At 39.8% G+C, this 15371-nt stretch carries 17 protein-coding genes, 1 tRNA gene and 2 pseudogenes; 18 read left to right on the top strand and 2 right to left on the bottom strand.

Annotated elements, in window-relative coordinates; all coding sequences use genetic code 11:
* Entirely contained in the window at positions 1-1131 is a 1131-nt protein-coding gene (locus tag NST73_RS13190; RefSeq protein WP_342499141.1) for a PrpF domain-containing protein, read from the bottom strand.
* A 135-nt stretch (positions 1132-1266) separates the two neighbouring features.
* Between NST73_RS13190 and NST73_RS13185 the strand changes: the two genes are divergently transcribed.
* The 12 genes and pseudogenes from NST73_RS13185 to NST73_RS13130 all read left to right on the top strand — a co-directional run.
* On the top strand, positions 1267-2127 hold the full coding sequence (locus NST73_RS13185; protein ID WP_007501609.1) for a LysR family transcriptional regulator: 861 nt from the start codon (positions 1267-1269) through the stop codon (positions 2125-2127).
* A gap of 155 nt (positions 2128-2282) precedes the next feature.
* Positions 2283-3599 (top strand): citrate:proton symporter, encoded by a 1317-nt coding sequence (locus NST73_RS13180; protein WP_017358236.1) that lies wholly within the window; start codon positions 2283-2285, stop codon positions 3597-3599.
* Between the two features lie 206 nt (positions 3600-3805).
* On the top strand, positions 3806-4030 hold the full coding sequence (gene gerE / locus NST73_RS13175) for a spore germination transcription factor GerE (RefSeq protein ID WP_003184172.1): 225 nt from the start codon (positions 3806-3808) through the stop codon (positions 4028-4030).
* 149 nt (positions 4031-4179) lie between these two features.
* Positions 4180-4620: a MarR family transcriptional regulator gene (locus tag NST73_RS13170; protein ID WP_007501606.1), complete on the top strand. Its 441-nt coding sequence runs from the start codon at positions 4180-4182 to the stop codon at positions 4618-4620.
* Between the two features lie 7 nt (positions 4621-4627).
* Complete coding sequence (racE, locus tag NST73_RS13165; RefSeq protein ID WP_089374140.1) at positions 4628-5446, top strand: glutamate racemase; 819 nt, start codon at positions 4628-4630, stop codon at positions 5444-5446.
* Between the two features lie 101 nt (positions 5447-5547).
* The gene (locus NST73_RS13160; protein WP_035701809.1) at positions 5548-6609 is read left to right on the top strand and encodes a GerMN domain-containing protein; all 1062 of its coding nucleotides are present in this window, start codon (positions 5548-5550) and stop codon (positions 6607-6609) included.
* Positions 6610-6760: 151 nt separating this feature from the next.
* Positions 6761-7489 carry a ribonuclease PH gene (rph, locus tag NST73_RS13155; protein WP_024718627.1) on the top strand — a complete coding sequence of 243 codons (729 nt, stop codon included), beginning with the start codon at positions 6761-6763 and terminating at the stop codon, positions 7487-7489.
* 10 nt (positions 7490-7499) lie between these two features.
* Positions 7500-8102, top strand: coding sequence for an XTP/dITP diphosphatase (locus NST73_RS13150; protein WP_007501598.1), 603 nt, complete (start codon positions 7500-7502; stop codon positions 8100-8102).
* Positions 8103-8116: 14 nt separating this feature from the next.
* The gene (locus NST73_RS13145) at positions 8117-8641 is read left to right on the top strand and encodes a metallophosphoesterase (protein WP_039166965.1); all 525 of its coding nucleotides are present in this window, start codon (positions 8117-8119) and stop codon (positions 8639-8641) included.
* 120 nt (positions 8642-8761) lie between these two features.
* Positions 8762-8835 (top strand) — tRNA-Arg (locus tag NST73_RS13140).
* Positions 8836-9201: 366 nt separating this feature from the next.
* Complete coding sequence (locus NST73_RS13135; RefSeq protein WP_342499140.1) at positions 9202-9513, top strand: DNA cytosine methyltransferase; 312 nt, start codon at positions 9202-9204, stop codon at positions 9511-9513.
* A 271-nt stretch (positions 9514-9784) separates the two neighbouring features.
* Positions 9785-9924: pseudogene (locus NST73_RS13130) on the top strand (DNA methyltransferase); the annotation flags it as partial.
* A 139-nt stretch (positions 9925-10063) separates the two neighbouring features.
* Here the strand turns inward: NST73_RS13130 and NST73_RS13125 are convergent.
* Complete coding sequence (locus NST73_RS13125) at positions 10064-10336, bottom strand: LCI fold-containing protein (protein WP_268362836.1); 273 nt, start codon at positions 10334-10336, stop codon at positions 10064-10066.
* A 122-nt stretch (positions 10337-10458) separates the two neighbouring features.
* On the opposite strand from NST73_RS13125, the pseudogene NST73_RS13120 reads away from it, so the two are divergent.
* From NST73_RS13120 to NST73_RS13095, 6 genes and pseudogenes are all read left to right on the top strand, one after another.
* Positions 10459-10884: pseudogene (locus NST73_RS13120) on the top strand (hypothetical protein).
* Between the two features lie 138 nt (positions 10885-11022).
* Positions 11023-11406, top strand: coding sequence for an ArpU family phage packaging/lysis transcriptional regulator (locus tag NST73_RS13115; protein WP_342499139.1), 384 nt, complete (start codon positions 11023-11025; stop codon positions 11404-11406).
* A 99-nt stretch (positions 11407-11505) separates the two neighbouring features.
* Positions 11506-12570 (top strand): arginine deiminase family protein, encoded by a 1065-nt coding sequence (locus tag NST73_RS13110; protein ID WP_342499138.1) that lies wholly within the window; start codon positions 11506-11508, stop codon positions 12568-12570.
* A 370-nt stretch (positions 12571-12940) separates the two neighbouring features.
* On the top strand, positions 12941-13390 hold the full coding sequence (locus tag NST73_RS13105) for an ArpU family phage packaging/lysis transcriptional regulator (RefSeq protein WP_284565133.1): 450 nt from the start codon (positions 12941-12943) through the stop codon (positions 13388-13390).
* Positions 13387-13929 (top strand): site-specific integrase, encoded by a 543-nt coding sequence (locus NST73_RS13100; protein ID WP_342499137.1) that lies wholly within the window; start codon positions 13387-13389, stop codon positions 13927-13929. Before NST73_RS13105 ends, NST73_RS13100 begins: the two co-directional genes overlap by 4 nt.
* Before the next feature lie 129 nt (positions 13930-14058).
* Positions 14059-15333, top strand: coding sequence for a PIN domain-containing protein (locus tag NST73_RS13095; RefSeq protein ID WP_342499136.1), 1275 nt, complete (start codon positions 14059-14061; stop codon positions 15331-15333).
* Positions 15334-15371 lie beyond the last annotated feature (38 nt).

Genomic DNA, 15371 nt, shown 5'->3' with positions numbered 1-15371 from the left:
TTATGCTTCTCTTTTGATTTGAGGTTGAACCATGTAGTCTTTTTTTGTAAAGACCACTCCATCTAGGATTTCTCTTGCGGTTCGAATGACTTTCACTCTGTTTTGTGAGATATCAATTTCAGTTTGCATAATACCAGCAGGATGACCAATTCGAAGTGTATCATCTTGACCTTGAAAAAGCTGTGCCGGAAGCGTTTGATCCATGAAACAGCTGGCTGACACACAGACAGATCCGGTAATGGCAAGTGCTTGGTGCGGTCTTTGCATCGATAGCATCCGAACGATGATGTCCATATCTGCTGCTCTTCTCAATATTCCATTTGTATCTACATAATCAGCAGGCTCGCTAATAATTGCAAGCTTTGGAACAGCTGGAGACTGTAATGTGGCCAGTTCTTTTGGTGCAAAGTGGCACATTTCAGCAGCGATGGAACGAATCTCTTCTAAATCATCCAGCAATTCGTCTGTAAACTCCTCAGGCAATTCAGTTCCTTTTAATTGAATATCTTTGGCACGGACAAAGGCGATTGGATTTGCAATGTCAACGATTGAGATCGGAATCTCTCCAAACTTTGTCTGGATCGTATCCATTTTGTTTCCAGTCGGAAAGGTTTTACCTGTGACAGCCCCTTCAGGTTTCTCAAAGGATAAATAAATGGGAGAACCTGTTCCTTTCACTCCTGGAATTTCTGCCTGTCCTTCAAATTTCACTTCTCCGTTCTCGACTTCTACCTCTGCCACAATGATTTTATTCGTGTTGGTATTCAGAATACGTACCGTTGTGACAGGCTCAACTGCTTGGACAAGTCCTTTAATGATGGCATACGGCCCAACTGCTGATGAGATATTCCCACAGTTTCCTTTAAAGTCGACAAATCTTTCATTGATGCTGACTTGTGCAAACGTATAGTTCACATCCACATCTGGACGAGTGGCTTTATCGATAATGGCCACCTTACTTGTTAAAGAATTACCGCCCCCGATTCCATCAACCTGTAGCTGGTCAGGGCTGCCCATAATGTCTAATAAAAATGCTTCGAGCTCATCGTGTTCGTAAGGTGCATCATTGGCTTGAATGAAGACCCCTTTGCTTGTACCGCCTCGCATGATTGTGATTGGAACTTTTCTCATTGCTCTCACCCTCAATTGTTTAGTTACTATTTATCTAATCAAAATGGTAAAGTATAATAAGAAATAAGTTAAATACATTATTTTAAGAGAAATCGATAAATTATTTTTATAACAAGGTTAAAAGGAGGGCACACAATGGATGAGAAAGATTGGCGGTTTTTAAAGGTGCTATATGAAGAGAAGAACATCACAAAAGCGGCAGAAAAATTATTTGTCTCGCAGCCTGCCTTAAGTTATCGATTGAAACAGCTTGAAGAGGAATTTGACATGAAGCTTTTCTTTAAAAGAAAACGAGGCATTGAATTTACATCAGAGGGCGAATATTTGGCTAAATACGCAAATGACATGCTCAAGCAGCTCCAGCAAACGAAAGATGGCATGCTCAATATGCAAAAAAAGGTCAAAGGAACGATCCGACTAGGGGTGTCAAGTAACTTTGCTCAATATAAACTGCCGGAAATTTTAAGAGAGTTTTCTAAGCAGTATCCACATGTTCAATTTATGGTGAACACAGGATGGAGCACAAAAGTCATGGATTTATTAGGTACATCGAGTGTACATTTAGGGATTTTAAGAGGAGATTACGACTGGAATGGAGAGCGATTTTTGCTTGATAAAGAACGGCTTTGTATCATTTCAAAATCAGAAATACAGCTAAAGGACCTACCAAAACTGCCGCTCATTGACTATCACACGGATAGTTCATTAAAACGATTGATCAACAGATGGTGGCAGGAGACGTTCACGATGCCTCCGCTTGTGACAATGGAGACAGACAGGCAAGATACATCAAAAGAGATGGTGAAGCATGGTTTAGGTTATGCCATTGTCCCGGAAATTTGCCTCAGACCAAGTGATGAGCTATTTGTAAAAGGTCTTTCGTATAAAGATGGACAGCCTGTTTTAAGAGATACATGGCTCATGTACCAGCCAGATTCCCTTCATTTGTCTGTTGTGAAAGCATTCATTGAGTTTTTAAGAAGTCAGCAAGGCTAATTATAAAAAAAATTTATTGAATAGACGAAAAAATCGATATTTTCATTATAAAAAAAGCTATTATATCCTTGAAATAGAAAGCGCTAACATTTCGGGCCGCAAGTGCAAAAGGGGCGCTTGTGGATCGTGTAAAGAAGAGGATGGAGGGATATGAAGTGCTAGCTATTTTAGGGATCTTGATGGTCGTGACTTTTACATTTCTTATTATGACAAAACGTATGCATCCGGTGGTGGCTCTCACCGTTGTGCCAATCATCTTTGCATTAATTGGCGGATTTTACAGCGGATTAGGGGACATGATGCTTGATGGACTCAAGACCGTTGCACCATCTGCTGCTTTATTGTTATTTGCCATCTTATTTTTCGGTGTCATGCTGGATGCCGGATTGTTTGACCCATTGATCAAACTGATTTTACGTCTTGTGAAAGGCGATCCGGTCAAAATTGCTTTTGGGGTAGCGATTTTGTCTATGCTTGTTGCATTAGATGGTGATGGGACGACAACGTACATGATTACCGTATCAGCTATGCTGCCACTTTTCTTAAGAATTGGGATGAACCCGCTGATTTTAGGGACAATTTCATTATTATCACTAGGCATTATGAGTGGAATGACGCCTTGGGGCGGTCCAGCTACTCGTGCGATTGCTGCACTTGGTTTAGATGCAGCGGAATTCTTCATTCCATTACTCCCGACGATGATAGGGGGCGGTCTTTTTATCCTTTTTACAGCGTATGTTCTTGGAAAAAAAGAACGGAAGCGCATTGGGGTTGCCGAGATTCAGTATAAAGAAGAGGTCTCGATCTCTCCTGAATTGGCGGCATCAATTGAAGATGGCGTTGCAGATATGAAGAGACCAAACTTGATTTGGGTCAACTTCTTCCTGACGATTGCTGTCATGGTCACACTTGTATTGGATATCGTACCGATTCCTGTACTCTTTCTCATTGGCTTTGTCATTGCGCTTATGATCAACTATCCAAAAGTTGAAGATCAGCGTGAGCGGATTTTATCGCATGCAGGAAATGCTTTAACGGTCATTACCCTTGTGTTTGCAGCAGGAATTTTCACAGGCATTTTTTCGGGAACAAAAATGGTGGAGTCCATTGCTAACTTGGTCATTTACATGATTCCAGATTCATACAGCTCATTTTTTCCACTCATTGTCGCTTTGACGAGTATGCCATTTACATTTGTTCTTTCAAATGATGCTTATTATTTCGGGGTGCTGCCAATCTTAGCTGAAGCCGGTGCAGCTTACGGAATTGATCCAGTGGAAATTGCGCGCGCCTCTATTATCGGACAGCCTGTCCATTTACTGAGTCCGCTTGTCGCTTCCACATTACTGCTTGTGAGTATGCTGAATAAAGATATTGGTGATTTGCAAAAGTACGCACTGCTATGGACCGTACTCACAGCCCTGTTTACAACACTTATTGCTCTTTTAACAGGAGCCATTTCGATATTTTAAAAGCTTGTTTGATAAAGGACGATGTCTCTATAGGGGACTCGTCCTTTTTTGTGCGGTTTGAAGGCGAGGAAATTGGACGCTGATCTGCGGGAATTCTCGATTTTAACGTCACCTACCTCAAGTACCCGGCATATGATATCTCGACTATACAGAATCCCATTCTATAGAGACTAGAGCTCTCACCTTAGCAAGGAGGGTTACAATACTTGAAGGAGAAAGAGTTTCAATCCAAGCCGCTATTAACCAAAAGAGAAAGAGAAGTATTCGAATTGCTCGTCCAAGATAAAACAACAAAAGAAATTGCAAGCGAGCTTTTTATTAGCGAAAAGACTGTTCGAAATCATATTTCGAATGCCATGCAAAAGCTAGGAGTTAAAGGTCGTTCACAGGCCGTAGTCGAGCTTCTGCGTATGGGTGAGCTAGAGCTCTAACGTCAGCCGGTTTTCCTTCCGCACCAGGGAGGAGCCGGTTATTTCTATATCGTTTCCATGAGTCTCTTCTTGCAATTTCATTGAAAAACGAGGAAAATAGGAATGTACGTTTTAATCAAAGTGAGATGCTATAGTGAGGTATCAATGAAATGGAAACGAATGAGTCAGGCCATGTTGCAGAAATTGAAAAATCATTGCGCCATATTGCTGCAATCATTAAGCAAAAAGGTAGAGAAATCCTGAATCAATATACGATTACACCTCCTCAATTTGTAGGGCTCCAGTGGCTTTATGAATTCGGAGATATGACAATAGGTGAGCTATCACAAAAGATGTATTTGGCTTGCAGCACGACAACCGATTTAATTGATCGAATGGAAAAAAGTGAACTTGTTGAACGGGTGAAAGATCCGTCTGACCGCCGCGTGGTTCGCATTCATTTATTGCCTGAAGGTGAGCGGATCATTCAAGAAGTGATTGTCAAACGCCAAGAATACGTCAGTGAACTTCTAGGGGCTTTCTCAGAAGAAGAAGCCATCGTTTTCAACCAATCTTTAACGAAACTACAGCAGCAAATGAAAAGAAAATGAGGCGATTTTGTTGGATCAACCAATCGGCGTGATTGATTCCGGCGTAGGCGGTTTAACCGTTGCGAAGGAAATCATGAGACAACTGCCAAAAGAAAAAATTATTTATGTAGGCGACACAAAACGATGTCCATACGGCCCTCGAGCAGAAGAAGAGGTTCTTCAATATACATGGGAAATGGCGCACTACCTATTAAGACACCACCATATTAAAATGCTTGTCATTGCGTGTAATACTGCGACGGCGATAGCACTTGATGAAATTAAAGCAACACTTGATATCCCGGTCATTGGCGTGATCCAGCCCGGAGCCCGCACAGCGATCAAAGTGACAAACAATCAGCATATTGGCGTGATCGGCACTGCCAATACGATCAAAAGTGAAGCCTATAAAGAAGCACTGCTTTCTTTAAAAGCAGGACTAACTGTTCAAAGTCTGGCATGTCCAATGCTTGTGCCGTTTGTGGAAAGTGGTACGTTTTTAGATCATACAGCAGATGAAGTCGTAAAGGCTTCTCTTGAACCGATGAAAGAAACAGGCATTGATACGCTCATTCTTGGTTGCACGCACTACCCGATTTTAAAAGAACCGATTCAGCGCTTTATGGGCAGTGGCGTCAACATCATTTCTTCAGGAGACGAGACTGCGAGAGAAGCGAGCACCATTCTTTCATATAAAGGGCTGTTAAATGATTCGAAGGAAGAGCCTGTTCATACTTTTTATACAACAGGGCAGCAGCAAAACTTTCAAAACATCGCTCAAGACTGGTTCGGCTACCTGCCAGGAAAGGTCGAAACGGTTTCGCTTGAACACGTATATCAGCAATAACCTACTTCTCATGGAAGTGGGTTATTTTTTTATGAAAAGGGTCTAATCCTCTGGGGGAGCTCGTATACATACTAGTACAAACCACTAGAGGAGGGTGAAGTATGCTGAAAAAAGGAACTACAGCAGCTGTTACGTGTATTGCGTCAGCCATGCTTTTATCAGGATGCGGATTGTTTCAAACAGACCAAGCGAAAACAGAGATTGATCCACCACAAAATGTCACATTTGTGAAAGAAAATAAAGAAGAGAAACAAACAGCCAAAGAAGGAAAAGAAGAGAAGCAAGCAGATACCGTCATGAGAGAATTATATTTAATTGATAAAAATGGGTATGTTGTGTCTCAATCCATTCCGCTGCCGAAAAACGAAGGAAGTGCGAAACAAACACTTGAATACCTCGTAGACGGGGGACCGATTTCTAACCTGATGCCAAATGGGTTCAGAGCCGTGCTGCCGGCGGACACGAGCGTATCTGTCGATATTAAAGATGGCACTGCGGTTGTGGATTTCTCAAATGAATTCAAAAACTATAAAAAAGAAGACGAACAGCGCATTTTGCAATCGGTCACTTGGACATTAACGCAGTTTGATTCAGTAGCCAAAGTCAAATTAAAGATGAATGGCCATGAATTAAAAGAGATGCCTGTGAATGGGACGCCGATTTCAGATGATTTAAGCAGAGAGGACGGCATTAATATTCAGCACGAGGCTGCGGCTGATATGACATCGACAAAGCCTGTGACTGTCTACTATTTAGCTGAATCTGATAAACAGACGTACTATGTCCCTGTGACCAAAAGAGCACCAAAAGACGATGATGATCCAATTACAGCAGCCATTGATGAGCTCGTCTCTGGGCCAAGCAAAACAAGCCAATTGCTGACAGACTTTGATCAAGATGTGAAGCTGAATGATGTCCCGAAAGTAAAAGACGGTCATGTGACACTTGATTTCAATGAATCCATTTTTGGCAGTGCAGATGAAAAGAAAAAAGTCATTTCACAAAAAGTTCTTGATAGCATTGTGCTGACATTAACAGAGCTGCCAGATGTGAAAAGCGTGTCTGTGAAGGTAAACGGAAAGGCAGAGCTTGTGAACGAAAAAGGAACAGAACTCACAAAGCCAGTTTCGAGACCAGAACAAGTGAATACAGGTAGTTTTTAACGTCACACATTGATATAATGGAGAAAAAGAGGCATGCACATTCGCTGCCTCTTTTTTATTCCAAGCGATTAGAACGGATCGAGGTTGTCAAAGTTAATAGGAGAACCCCGCTGACACCCGCGCGGAATGTATATTGTAACGGAGGTAAAACATGAGATTAGATGAAAGACAATACGACGAGTTAAGAAAAATTGAAATACAGGCAGGCTACATCACGCATCCAGAAGGCTCTGTCTTAATCTCAGCGGGAAATACGAAGGTGATTTGTAACGCATCTATCGAGGACCGCGTACCTCCTTTTTTAAGAGGAGAAGGAAAAGGCTGGATTACAGCAGAATATAGCATGCTTCCTAGAGCAACGGCTCAAAGAACGATAAGAGAATCATCTAAAGGAAAAGTCACAGGACGTACAATGGAGATCCAGCGTTTAATTGGACGAGCTCTGCGCGCAGTCGTTGACTTAGAAAAGCTTGGTGAACGCACCATTTGGATTGATTGTGATGTCATTCAAGCAGACGGTGGAACACGCACAGCATCTATTACAGGTGCATTTGTGGCCATGACACTAGCGATTCAAAAGCTTCAATCAGCAGGCGTTTTGAAAGAAAATCCGATCACTGATTATTTAGCCGCAATATCCGTCGGAATTGATTCTAAACAGGGACTTCTGTTAGATTTAAATTATGAAGAAGATTCTTCAGCTGAAGTGGATATGAATGTCATCATGACAGGCGCTGGACGCTTTGTTGAACTTCAAGGTACTGGCGAAGAAGCGACATTCTCAAGAGAACAACTAAACGGACTGCTTGATTTAGCCGAAAAAGGCATCAAAGAATTAATTGAAAAGCAAAAAGCAGTGACAGGAGAAGTTATCGAATAAAGAGAAGGGTTTGATCAGGATGAAAACTGCCATCATCGCAACGCACAATGCGGGCAAAGCGAAAGAATTCAAAGCCATTCTTGAGCCAAAAGGATTCACGGTCAAAACACTAGCGGACATCGGATTTACGGAAGAGATTGAAGAAACAGGACATACCTTTGAAGAAAATGCGATCATCAAAGCCGAGGCCATTCAAGCCAAAGCAGGTGAAATGGTGATTGCAGACGACTCGGGTCTGTCGATTGATTACCTTGGCGGAAAACCTGGCGTCTATTCAGCGAGGTACGCGGGCGAGCATAAAGACGATGCCGAGAACGTGGAAAAGGTGCTGAATGAGCTGCAAGGCATCGAAAAAGAAGACCGCACTGCTAGATTTAGATGTGCCCTGGCTGTCAGTATACCGGGTAAAGAAACAAAAACGGTAGAAGGATCAGTAGAAGGCTTTATCGCAGAAGAACCGATCGGCGAAAACGGCTTCGGATACGACCCAATTTTCATCGTCAAAGACAAAGACCAGACGATGGCCGAGTTATCACCAGAGGAAAAAAACAAGATCAGCCATCGAGCGGTCGCGCTTCAAAAGCTTTCATCACTGCTAGACGCAAATGAATAAGGGGGAATGAAGCCATGAAGATACTCATCATTAGTGACAGTCATGGACTCACAGACGAACTTCAAACCATTGCCAAACGGCATGCGGCTGAAGTGGACATGATGATTCACTGCGGAGATTCAGAACTCGAAACGAACCACCCAGCACTCGAAGGATACAAAGTCGTCAAAGGAAATTGTGACTTTATGGGCGATTTTGAAGAAGAACTCCTGCTCCCACTGGATGGAGGCGGAAAACTATTTCTCACTCACGGACATCTGCATGGCATCAAACAATCCTTGCTCCAAGTCTACTACCGTGCAGAAGAGCTAGGCGCAGACATTATCTGCTTTGGCCACTCGCACATCCCTGGCAGTGAACTGCTAAGAGGAAAACTCCTCATTAACCCAGGCAGCGTGCACCTGCCAAGAGTGCGCAAAGAGCGCAGCTATGCTATACTGACACTAGATGGAATCGAAGCAAACGTACAGTTTTTCACGGACGAAGGTCACGTCATACAAGACCTCGAAAACACTGTCACATTGGAAGGTATTTCATAAGGGTGCAGCATTTGCCCCTTATGAAAAAACTTTCGAAAAACCGTTGACTTTAAAGAACAATAGTAATATAATAAATCTTGTCGCTGAGGTAATACGCCAAAGCACACTACATAACATCATGTCCCAGTAGCTCAGCAGGATAGAGCAACGGCCTTCTAAGCCGTCGGTCGGGAGTTCGAATCTCTCCTGGGACGTATTTATTTAAAACCGTTAAAAAGCCAGAAACGTTGATAAAACAATGTTTCTGGCTTTTTTGTTTTTTCCTAGTTGTCGTTTTAAATTTTTTGCGCAAATTTTTCATATAATTAAACGAGCATAGATGCAAACGTCGAACATAGTATGAGTGTGTTGTATCTATGTGGCTGTGGCCTAAACGTTCAGAAACATAATAAATTGAGACTCTTTAAATAATAGTACACTAGCGTGGGTATTTCTTAAACGGTGCGCATTAATTACTTTAATATGCAGTAGAAAAGGATGTAAAAGGTCTTTCACTTGATCGACCATTACACACGATCACAGCTGGCGGCAATAGATTCGGACTAGTGACCGTTGCCTTTTTGACTAAGTATTACGGTCAAGGCATAGGCCAGCAATTAGACGAGCCATTGTATACCATTACAACAAAAGGCCGTTTCCCATTAACAACAGTTTGCACAAATGGCCAGAGGATCGCAGACATCGGATTGCGTATGTTGCAACCAAACGAACTATTTGCAGGGCAGGGGTTCCCGCCTGGATATACATTTAACATCGGTAATAAATCTGATCAAATACGCAGGGTGTGGAATAGTGTTCCGCCGCAATTCGCAGAGCAGCTGGCGAGGGCTAACCTCCCTAATGTGTGTGTGAATGAGCATATGAACATATGAACAAATATTGTAAAGTGAATTAACAGCTTATTGGGGGGGAAGAGATTACGGAATGATTGAGCAAATTGGTTTATTTCGAACGGCCGTACTCGGAGGACAAGCCCAGTGGTTCATTCAAAGGGAAGTATGGTGACTTAGCATGCAGAGCTATCAGGAATAAGTGGAATAAGCGTTCAGTCTGGACCGTTGCAACCAAGCCAACCAAAGCTGCTCATTTTCCAACATATCCAGTGGAGCTGATAGAGCCATGTGTATTAGCTGGTTGCCAATTGTATTCGATCCATTCATGGGTTCAGGAACTACGGGTATAGCGGCACTCAAGCATAGCAGAAATTTTATCGGAATTGAATTATAAAGATCGCAAACAAACGCTTAAACGGCATACAAATTGAACTGTTGCATCACCTTTAAACATAGAGATGATCACAAAATAATTCCGATTGAAGAAGCCCTTGAGTATTTAACGAACGAAGAAGAAATGGTACTGATTATTGATGGCAGCTTGCTATAAATAAAAAAGAGGGGATTTTCCCTCTTTTAAAAGTAATATTCACGTCAATGTTGTGTACCAGCAACGCTCATAATAACCATACCAAGTACCTTTCCAAGATCTCACACCTTTTAAGTACCAGTTATGGGTTCCATCGTTATGGATTGCTGGGATTGCATTTCTTGAATTGTAAGGGCCAACTTCTTTATTAGCGCATTCTTTCCATTGTTCATTTGGAGTAGCTGCTTCTGCCTGTGCAGTAAAAAAAGCGGATGAAGAAATTAGCAAAGCGAATGACAGAAATGAACTTGCAATTACTTTTGTAATTTTCATAGTTTGACTCTCCTTTATAGTTGGGATTAAAGACTTACAAGTTTAATAATACTATATATTCAAATTTAATCCATGTAAAAATTTATTTAGCATATATGGGAATAAATATTGGAGGTTATGAAATGAAGAAACTACTACTCACACTAACTATTATTATTGCGGCGGTGCTTTATGCGCCGTCTGCTCAGGCTGTTTAGTCAAACTGGCAAACCGAGGGTTATGGTCATCAAGCACGAGTCTTTACGGATGATACCAATTACTATGCAGGAGCGAAAACGGTCGATTGGCGAGCTGAAAAGAAAGGATCGAGCACGCTTTACTACACCACTGGCGTTTACAAAAAGAGATCCAATGGCGGGCTAACTGATACGAATCTTGTACAAAGGGGCAGCTTCAAAGCGTCAACGCCTCTAAAGTCGTTTAGTGTAAGTGAAATTCGCAAACGTACCGGCAAAGGAACATACGTGATCCAGCTTGATTGCTACACGGAGTCAGCAAAGAAAAAATACATCGGGACCTTTGAGTCCGTTAAATTCAGTATCCGATAGTCTGAAAGAGTATATTGAAGATTTTGGAGAGAATTACGGAATCGACATTCCATTAGAAGAATAAATCATATGACATAGATCGGTGCAAAATTGCCCTGGTCTATGTCTTTCATTGTTTATAGGAGGAGGTTGAGAAACATGGGAGCTGAACAATTGTGTTTACTGCCAGAAATCGATGAGAAACAAGTCGGGAATGCTCTGATAAAGGAGCTAAAGGTTTATAGAGCTCTCAAGGTGAAGGTAGAAAACAGAAAGGAACAAGAGGCAAATGGTGCAACAGGCCTTTTTCCTTCTCTCAGGAATCAGGAAGTTTTAAATGAACTGATGGTACGGAAGATAGAAAGGGCGTTAAAAAATAGTTTAGACGAAATTGAACAAGATATTATCAGGATGAAATATCTTACATCACGATTCGTAAAAGATTTAGAAATAAGCGAAGAATTGGGATTGAAAAAACACCAGTACTATAGGTTGAAAAAGCAAACCACATTTAACCTCTCAACAGCACTGGGCATAATTTAATACAAAAAAAACCAAATCCTATTAGTTAAGAAATATTTAAGATTTAATAGTTACTATCTTTAATTAGTGACAAAACAATAAAATGGAGGATTAATTGAAATGAGAAAAAAATTTATTAATTTAGTTGGCTTTGCTGCGGTAATGGCTGTTATTTTAACAGGTTGTTCGCAGTCAAAAAGCTCAGACGGTGTGAAAGCAAAAGCAGAAAAAGTCTCAGCTGAAAACGAAAAAAATAAAGGAAATGTGTATGTTGAAAGTGAATTTGCTCCATTAAAACGTGTCGTTATGTCTCAATCTGAAGTCTATTTTCCAGAAGATAGCGGCTCAAACATGATGGAAGATATGAACGATATTCAAATCAAAATGGAAAAAGAACGTGATGAGTTTAAGAAAATACTCCAGAAATACGATGTAGACATCCAAATGCCACGCCTTTTAACGGAGGATGAAAAGAAATTAGGTATAGCTGAAAATGGTATAACTGGTGGAGCTGGTGCTACGAATTTCTTTGTTAGAGATCCATTCTTTACAATTGGAGATCACATAATCGAAGGATCGTTTTTATCAACTTACCGCAGACTTGAAGTGCTTCCAGCAAGGGGTATCCTTTTAAAAGAGGTAAAAGCGAACAAAAATCCATATGTTGCTGTTCCACAGCCCGATGTTTCAAAAGGCATAAATTCCAAGAATGGTCCATTTTTAGAGGGTGGAGATATTCTTGTGTACGGGAAAACAATTTTTGTTGGGAACTCTGGTCAAGCATCTAATAAAGAAGGAATCGATTGGCTCCGTAATTATTTAACACCAGATGGTTATAAAGTAGTTGAAGTAAAACTCGAAAAAAATACACTTCATCTAGATTGTGCTATTAGTTTTGTCCGAGACGGACTGATGATTGTGAATGAAGATTCACTACCGAACGGGATTCCAAATGAATTAAAGGATTGGGATAAAATAAAAGTAAGTTACAAAGATGCGCAAGATTTGGCCATAAATGGTTTACCTATTGATGAAAAAGTATATGTAACGGATTCTGCATATAAAAATACGATTGGAAAAGAACTAGAAAAAAGAAATATCAAGGTGGAATATGTAGATTTTAAAATAACAAGAAGCTATGGTGGCGCTTTCCGATGTACTACTCAACCATTACTCCGTAAATAAACTAGAGACGAAACATCCTTGTTAAGGATGTTCTTTTATTTAAATAAGAAAAAGCCGACAAAAAGGGGGATAAAAAGGGGACCTTTTTTCCTGTGTGGATCATCGTATGATAGAGACAAGCAAAACGAACGTGAATATTTTGTCCAAGACGGAGAGCCTGCGGACACTGATCAACACCTTTTACGGGTGCTGGTTGGTGTCCGTTTTTTATTTGTCGGAAAGGAGGATGAACATGAAGAAGGAGAAACCAAAAAAACAGCCGCAGGAGCTTACAGAAAGAGAGGTAAAAGAGCTTATGGGGCACAAAACATGCAGCGGTTAAAAAGAGCCAAAGGCGGAGCCATGCGCCGAAAATAAAGGGGGAATTATCATGAATCAAACAAGCTTAGACATTCCGCAGATCGACGAGGAAAAAACAAGATTCAAAATGGAAAAGATGATGGAAAAATATAAAATACTTAGGTTGCAAACGCCGGAAGACTTTCTTCCAAAGATCACAACAACATACACCATTACGCCGCCGAGTTTCTCAAATCAGTTCCACTCAACCACAGAAGAAGCAGCGCTAAAAAAAATGGATTGGGAAATCGAGCGTGATCAATTCATGAAACGGATTCAGCGTGCAATCAATCGTTTTACGCAAAAAGAGCGCCGTATTTTAGTTATGCTCTATATGCAGGATGAAGAAATGTATGATTACGAGATTTACGCAGAAATGGGACTCAGTCAAAGGAATTATTATCGTGTTAAAAACAAAGCATATTATAGACTGGCATTCGCGCTTAGAGAAGAAGTATATAAGCAGGTGGATAAGTCATGAATTTCGTTCAGCCGATAAGGGACCTTGATCAGATCCATTATATCAAGAAGTATTTAGGTGAGAGAAACAAACGAAACCTGCTGCTTTTTGTGGCCGGAATTAATTTAGGCTTGCGTATATCCGATCTGCTGGAATTGAGGGTGAAGGATGTAAGGAAGCAATATGTATCGCTAAGAGAACAAAAAACAGGTAAAGAAAAAAGAATCAAAATAAACAAAACACTTCGAAAAGCGATAGATCAATATATCAAGGACAAAGATGATCAAGAATACCTTTTTAAAAGTAGAGAAGGACTCAACAAACCAATCAGCCGCAGCAGTGCATACAATATTTTGAGAGAAGCGGCGGAGTATGTGGGTCTTGATAGTATAGGGACGCATACACTTAGAAAAACGTTTGGCTACTGGCATTATAAGAAATTCAAGGATGTGTCATTAATGCAACAAATATACAACCGCTCAAGCCCAGATATTACATTGAGATATATCGGGATCACACAAGACACAATGGATAGAACAATGGATGATTTTGGCTTATAGTTTGATTTTAATTAAGGTTGAGAGATATCGACTTATTGTTAATTTACAAATTATGAGTGTCTGCCATGTATGTTTTGAAAAAATGGTCGATATATAGGTGATATCAAAAGAATAAAAGGTGGGGTTTTTTTGGAAAAGATTTTCAAGGAATTTTATATTGAAAAAAATGATCAAAGAATTTGGCAGGATTCAATAATTGTATTGGATACAAATGTTCTTTTAAATTTATACAGGTATTCTAAGGATACTACAGTACAAATCCTTAATTTGCTTAATAAATACCAAGATCAACTTTGGATGCCGCATCAAGTTGCATTGGAGTATCACTTCAACAGAAAAAAAGTAATATTGGAGCAAGAAGAGTATCATACGAAAATTTCTGAATCTTTCAGTAAAGTTCCGAAAGAAATAGAGAAAATTTTATTGAAGGATTTATCTGATTTTAAAAAAAGGCATAGAAAAGATATAGATAATTTTATATCTGATTTAGAAAAATTAAGAGATAACCACATTGAGAGTTTGGAAAAACAGTTGAAAAATGAGATCAGTTATCTAAAAAAAGATTTTATTAAAGAAAACATAACAAATTTATTTTCTGAAAAGGTAGGGATTTCCTTTAATGCAAAAGAAATTGAAAGCTTAGAAAAAACTGCTGAAGAGCGTTTTTCTAAAAAAATTCCCCCTGGATATGATGATGATAAAGCTAAGGATGGGAGTTTTAAGTATTATAATAAATATATCATACAGAATAGATATGGGGATTACATCCTTTGGAGACAGATTATTGAATATGCCACAGTTGAAAAAAGAGATATAATTTTTATTACTGATGAGCAAAAATCAGACTGGTGGTATAAGCTAGGAGGTAAGGTTATTGGACCGCGAATAGAATTAATCAATGAATTCTCCTATGAAACCAAAAAGAAACTTTACATGTTTAGTCCAATAGGATTCATAAATAGAAATGAAGATATTGTAAATGAGAGTGCAGCTAACGAAGTTGAGGAATTGGCAGATAATATCAAAAATATAAGTAATGAAATCGAGAACAGGGCTAAATTAATAAATTATTATATGGATACTGGTATGCCAACTGGAGATTTCACGGAGAATCGATCAAGAGTCAAGAAGTTAGGGATTCGTTTTGAAAGTTTTGCTGAGATCAACAGGGTACGTTTGAATAATTCAATAGAAAAATACTTTCTATCAAATAAACGTGTTAGAGGTTTACCAAAAATCACTTGGGATTTTTATAACATTACTAGAGAAGATGATAGTTCAATATATACTTCGCAGTTCTTTTTAACTATTCAAACCGATGCTGAAATTGAGGATATATTCTATTCATTAGAGGATGCATTGGTAAATAACTCGAGTGTTATCAAAGTAGCACTTCTTAATTAATCAAATAAATAAACTTGTTTGGGGTATAGACTCATTAG

The organism is Bacillus sp. FSL W7-1034, from assembly GCF_038593365.1.
GTDB classification, from domain to species: Bacteria; Bacillota; Bacilli; order Bacillales; family Bacillaceae; genus Bacillus; species Bacillus altitudinis.
Note: the sequence above shows the minus strand (reverse complement) of the source record. Positions and strands in the feature narration are given on the sequence as shown.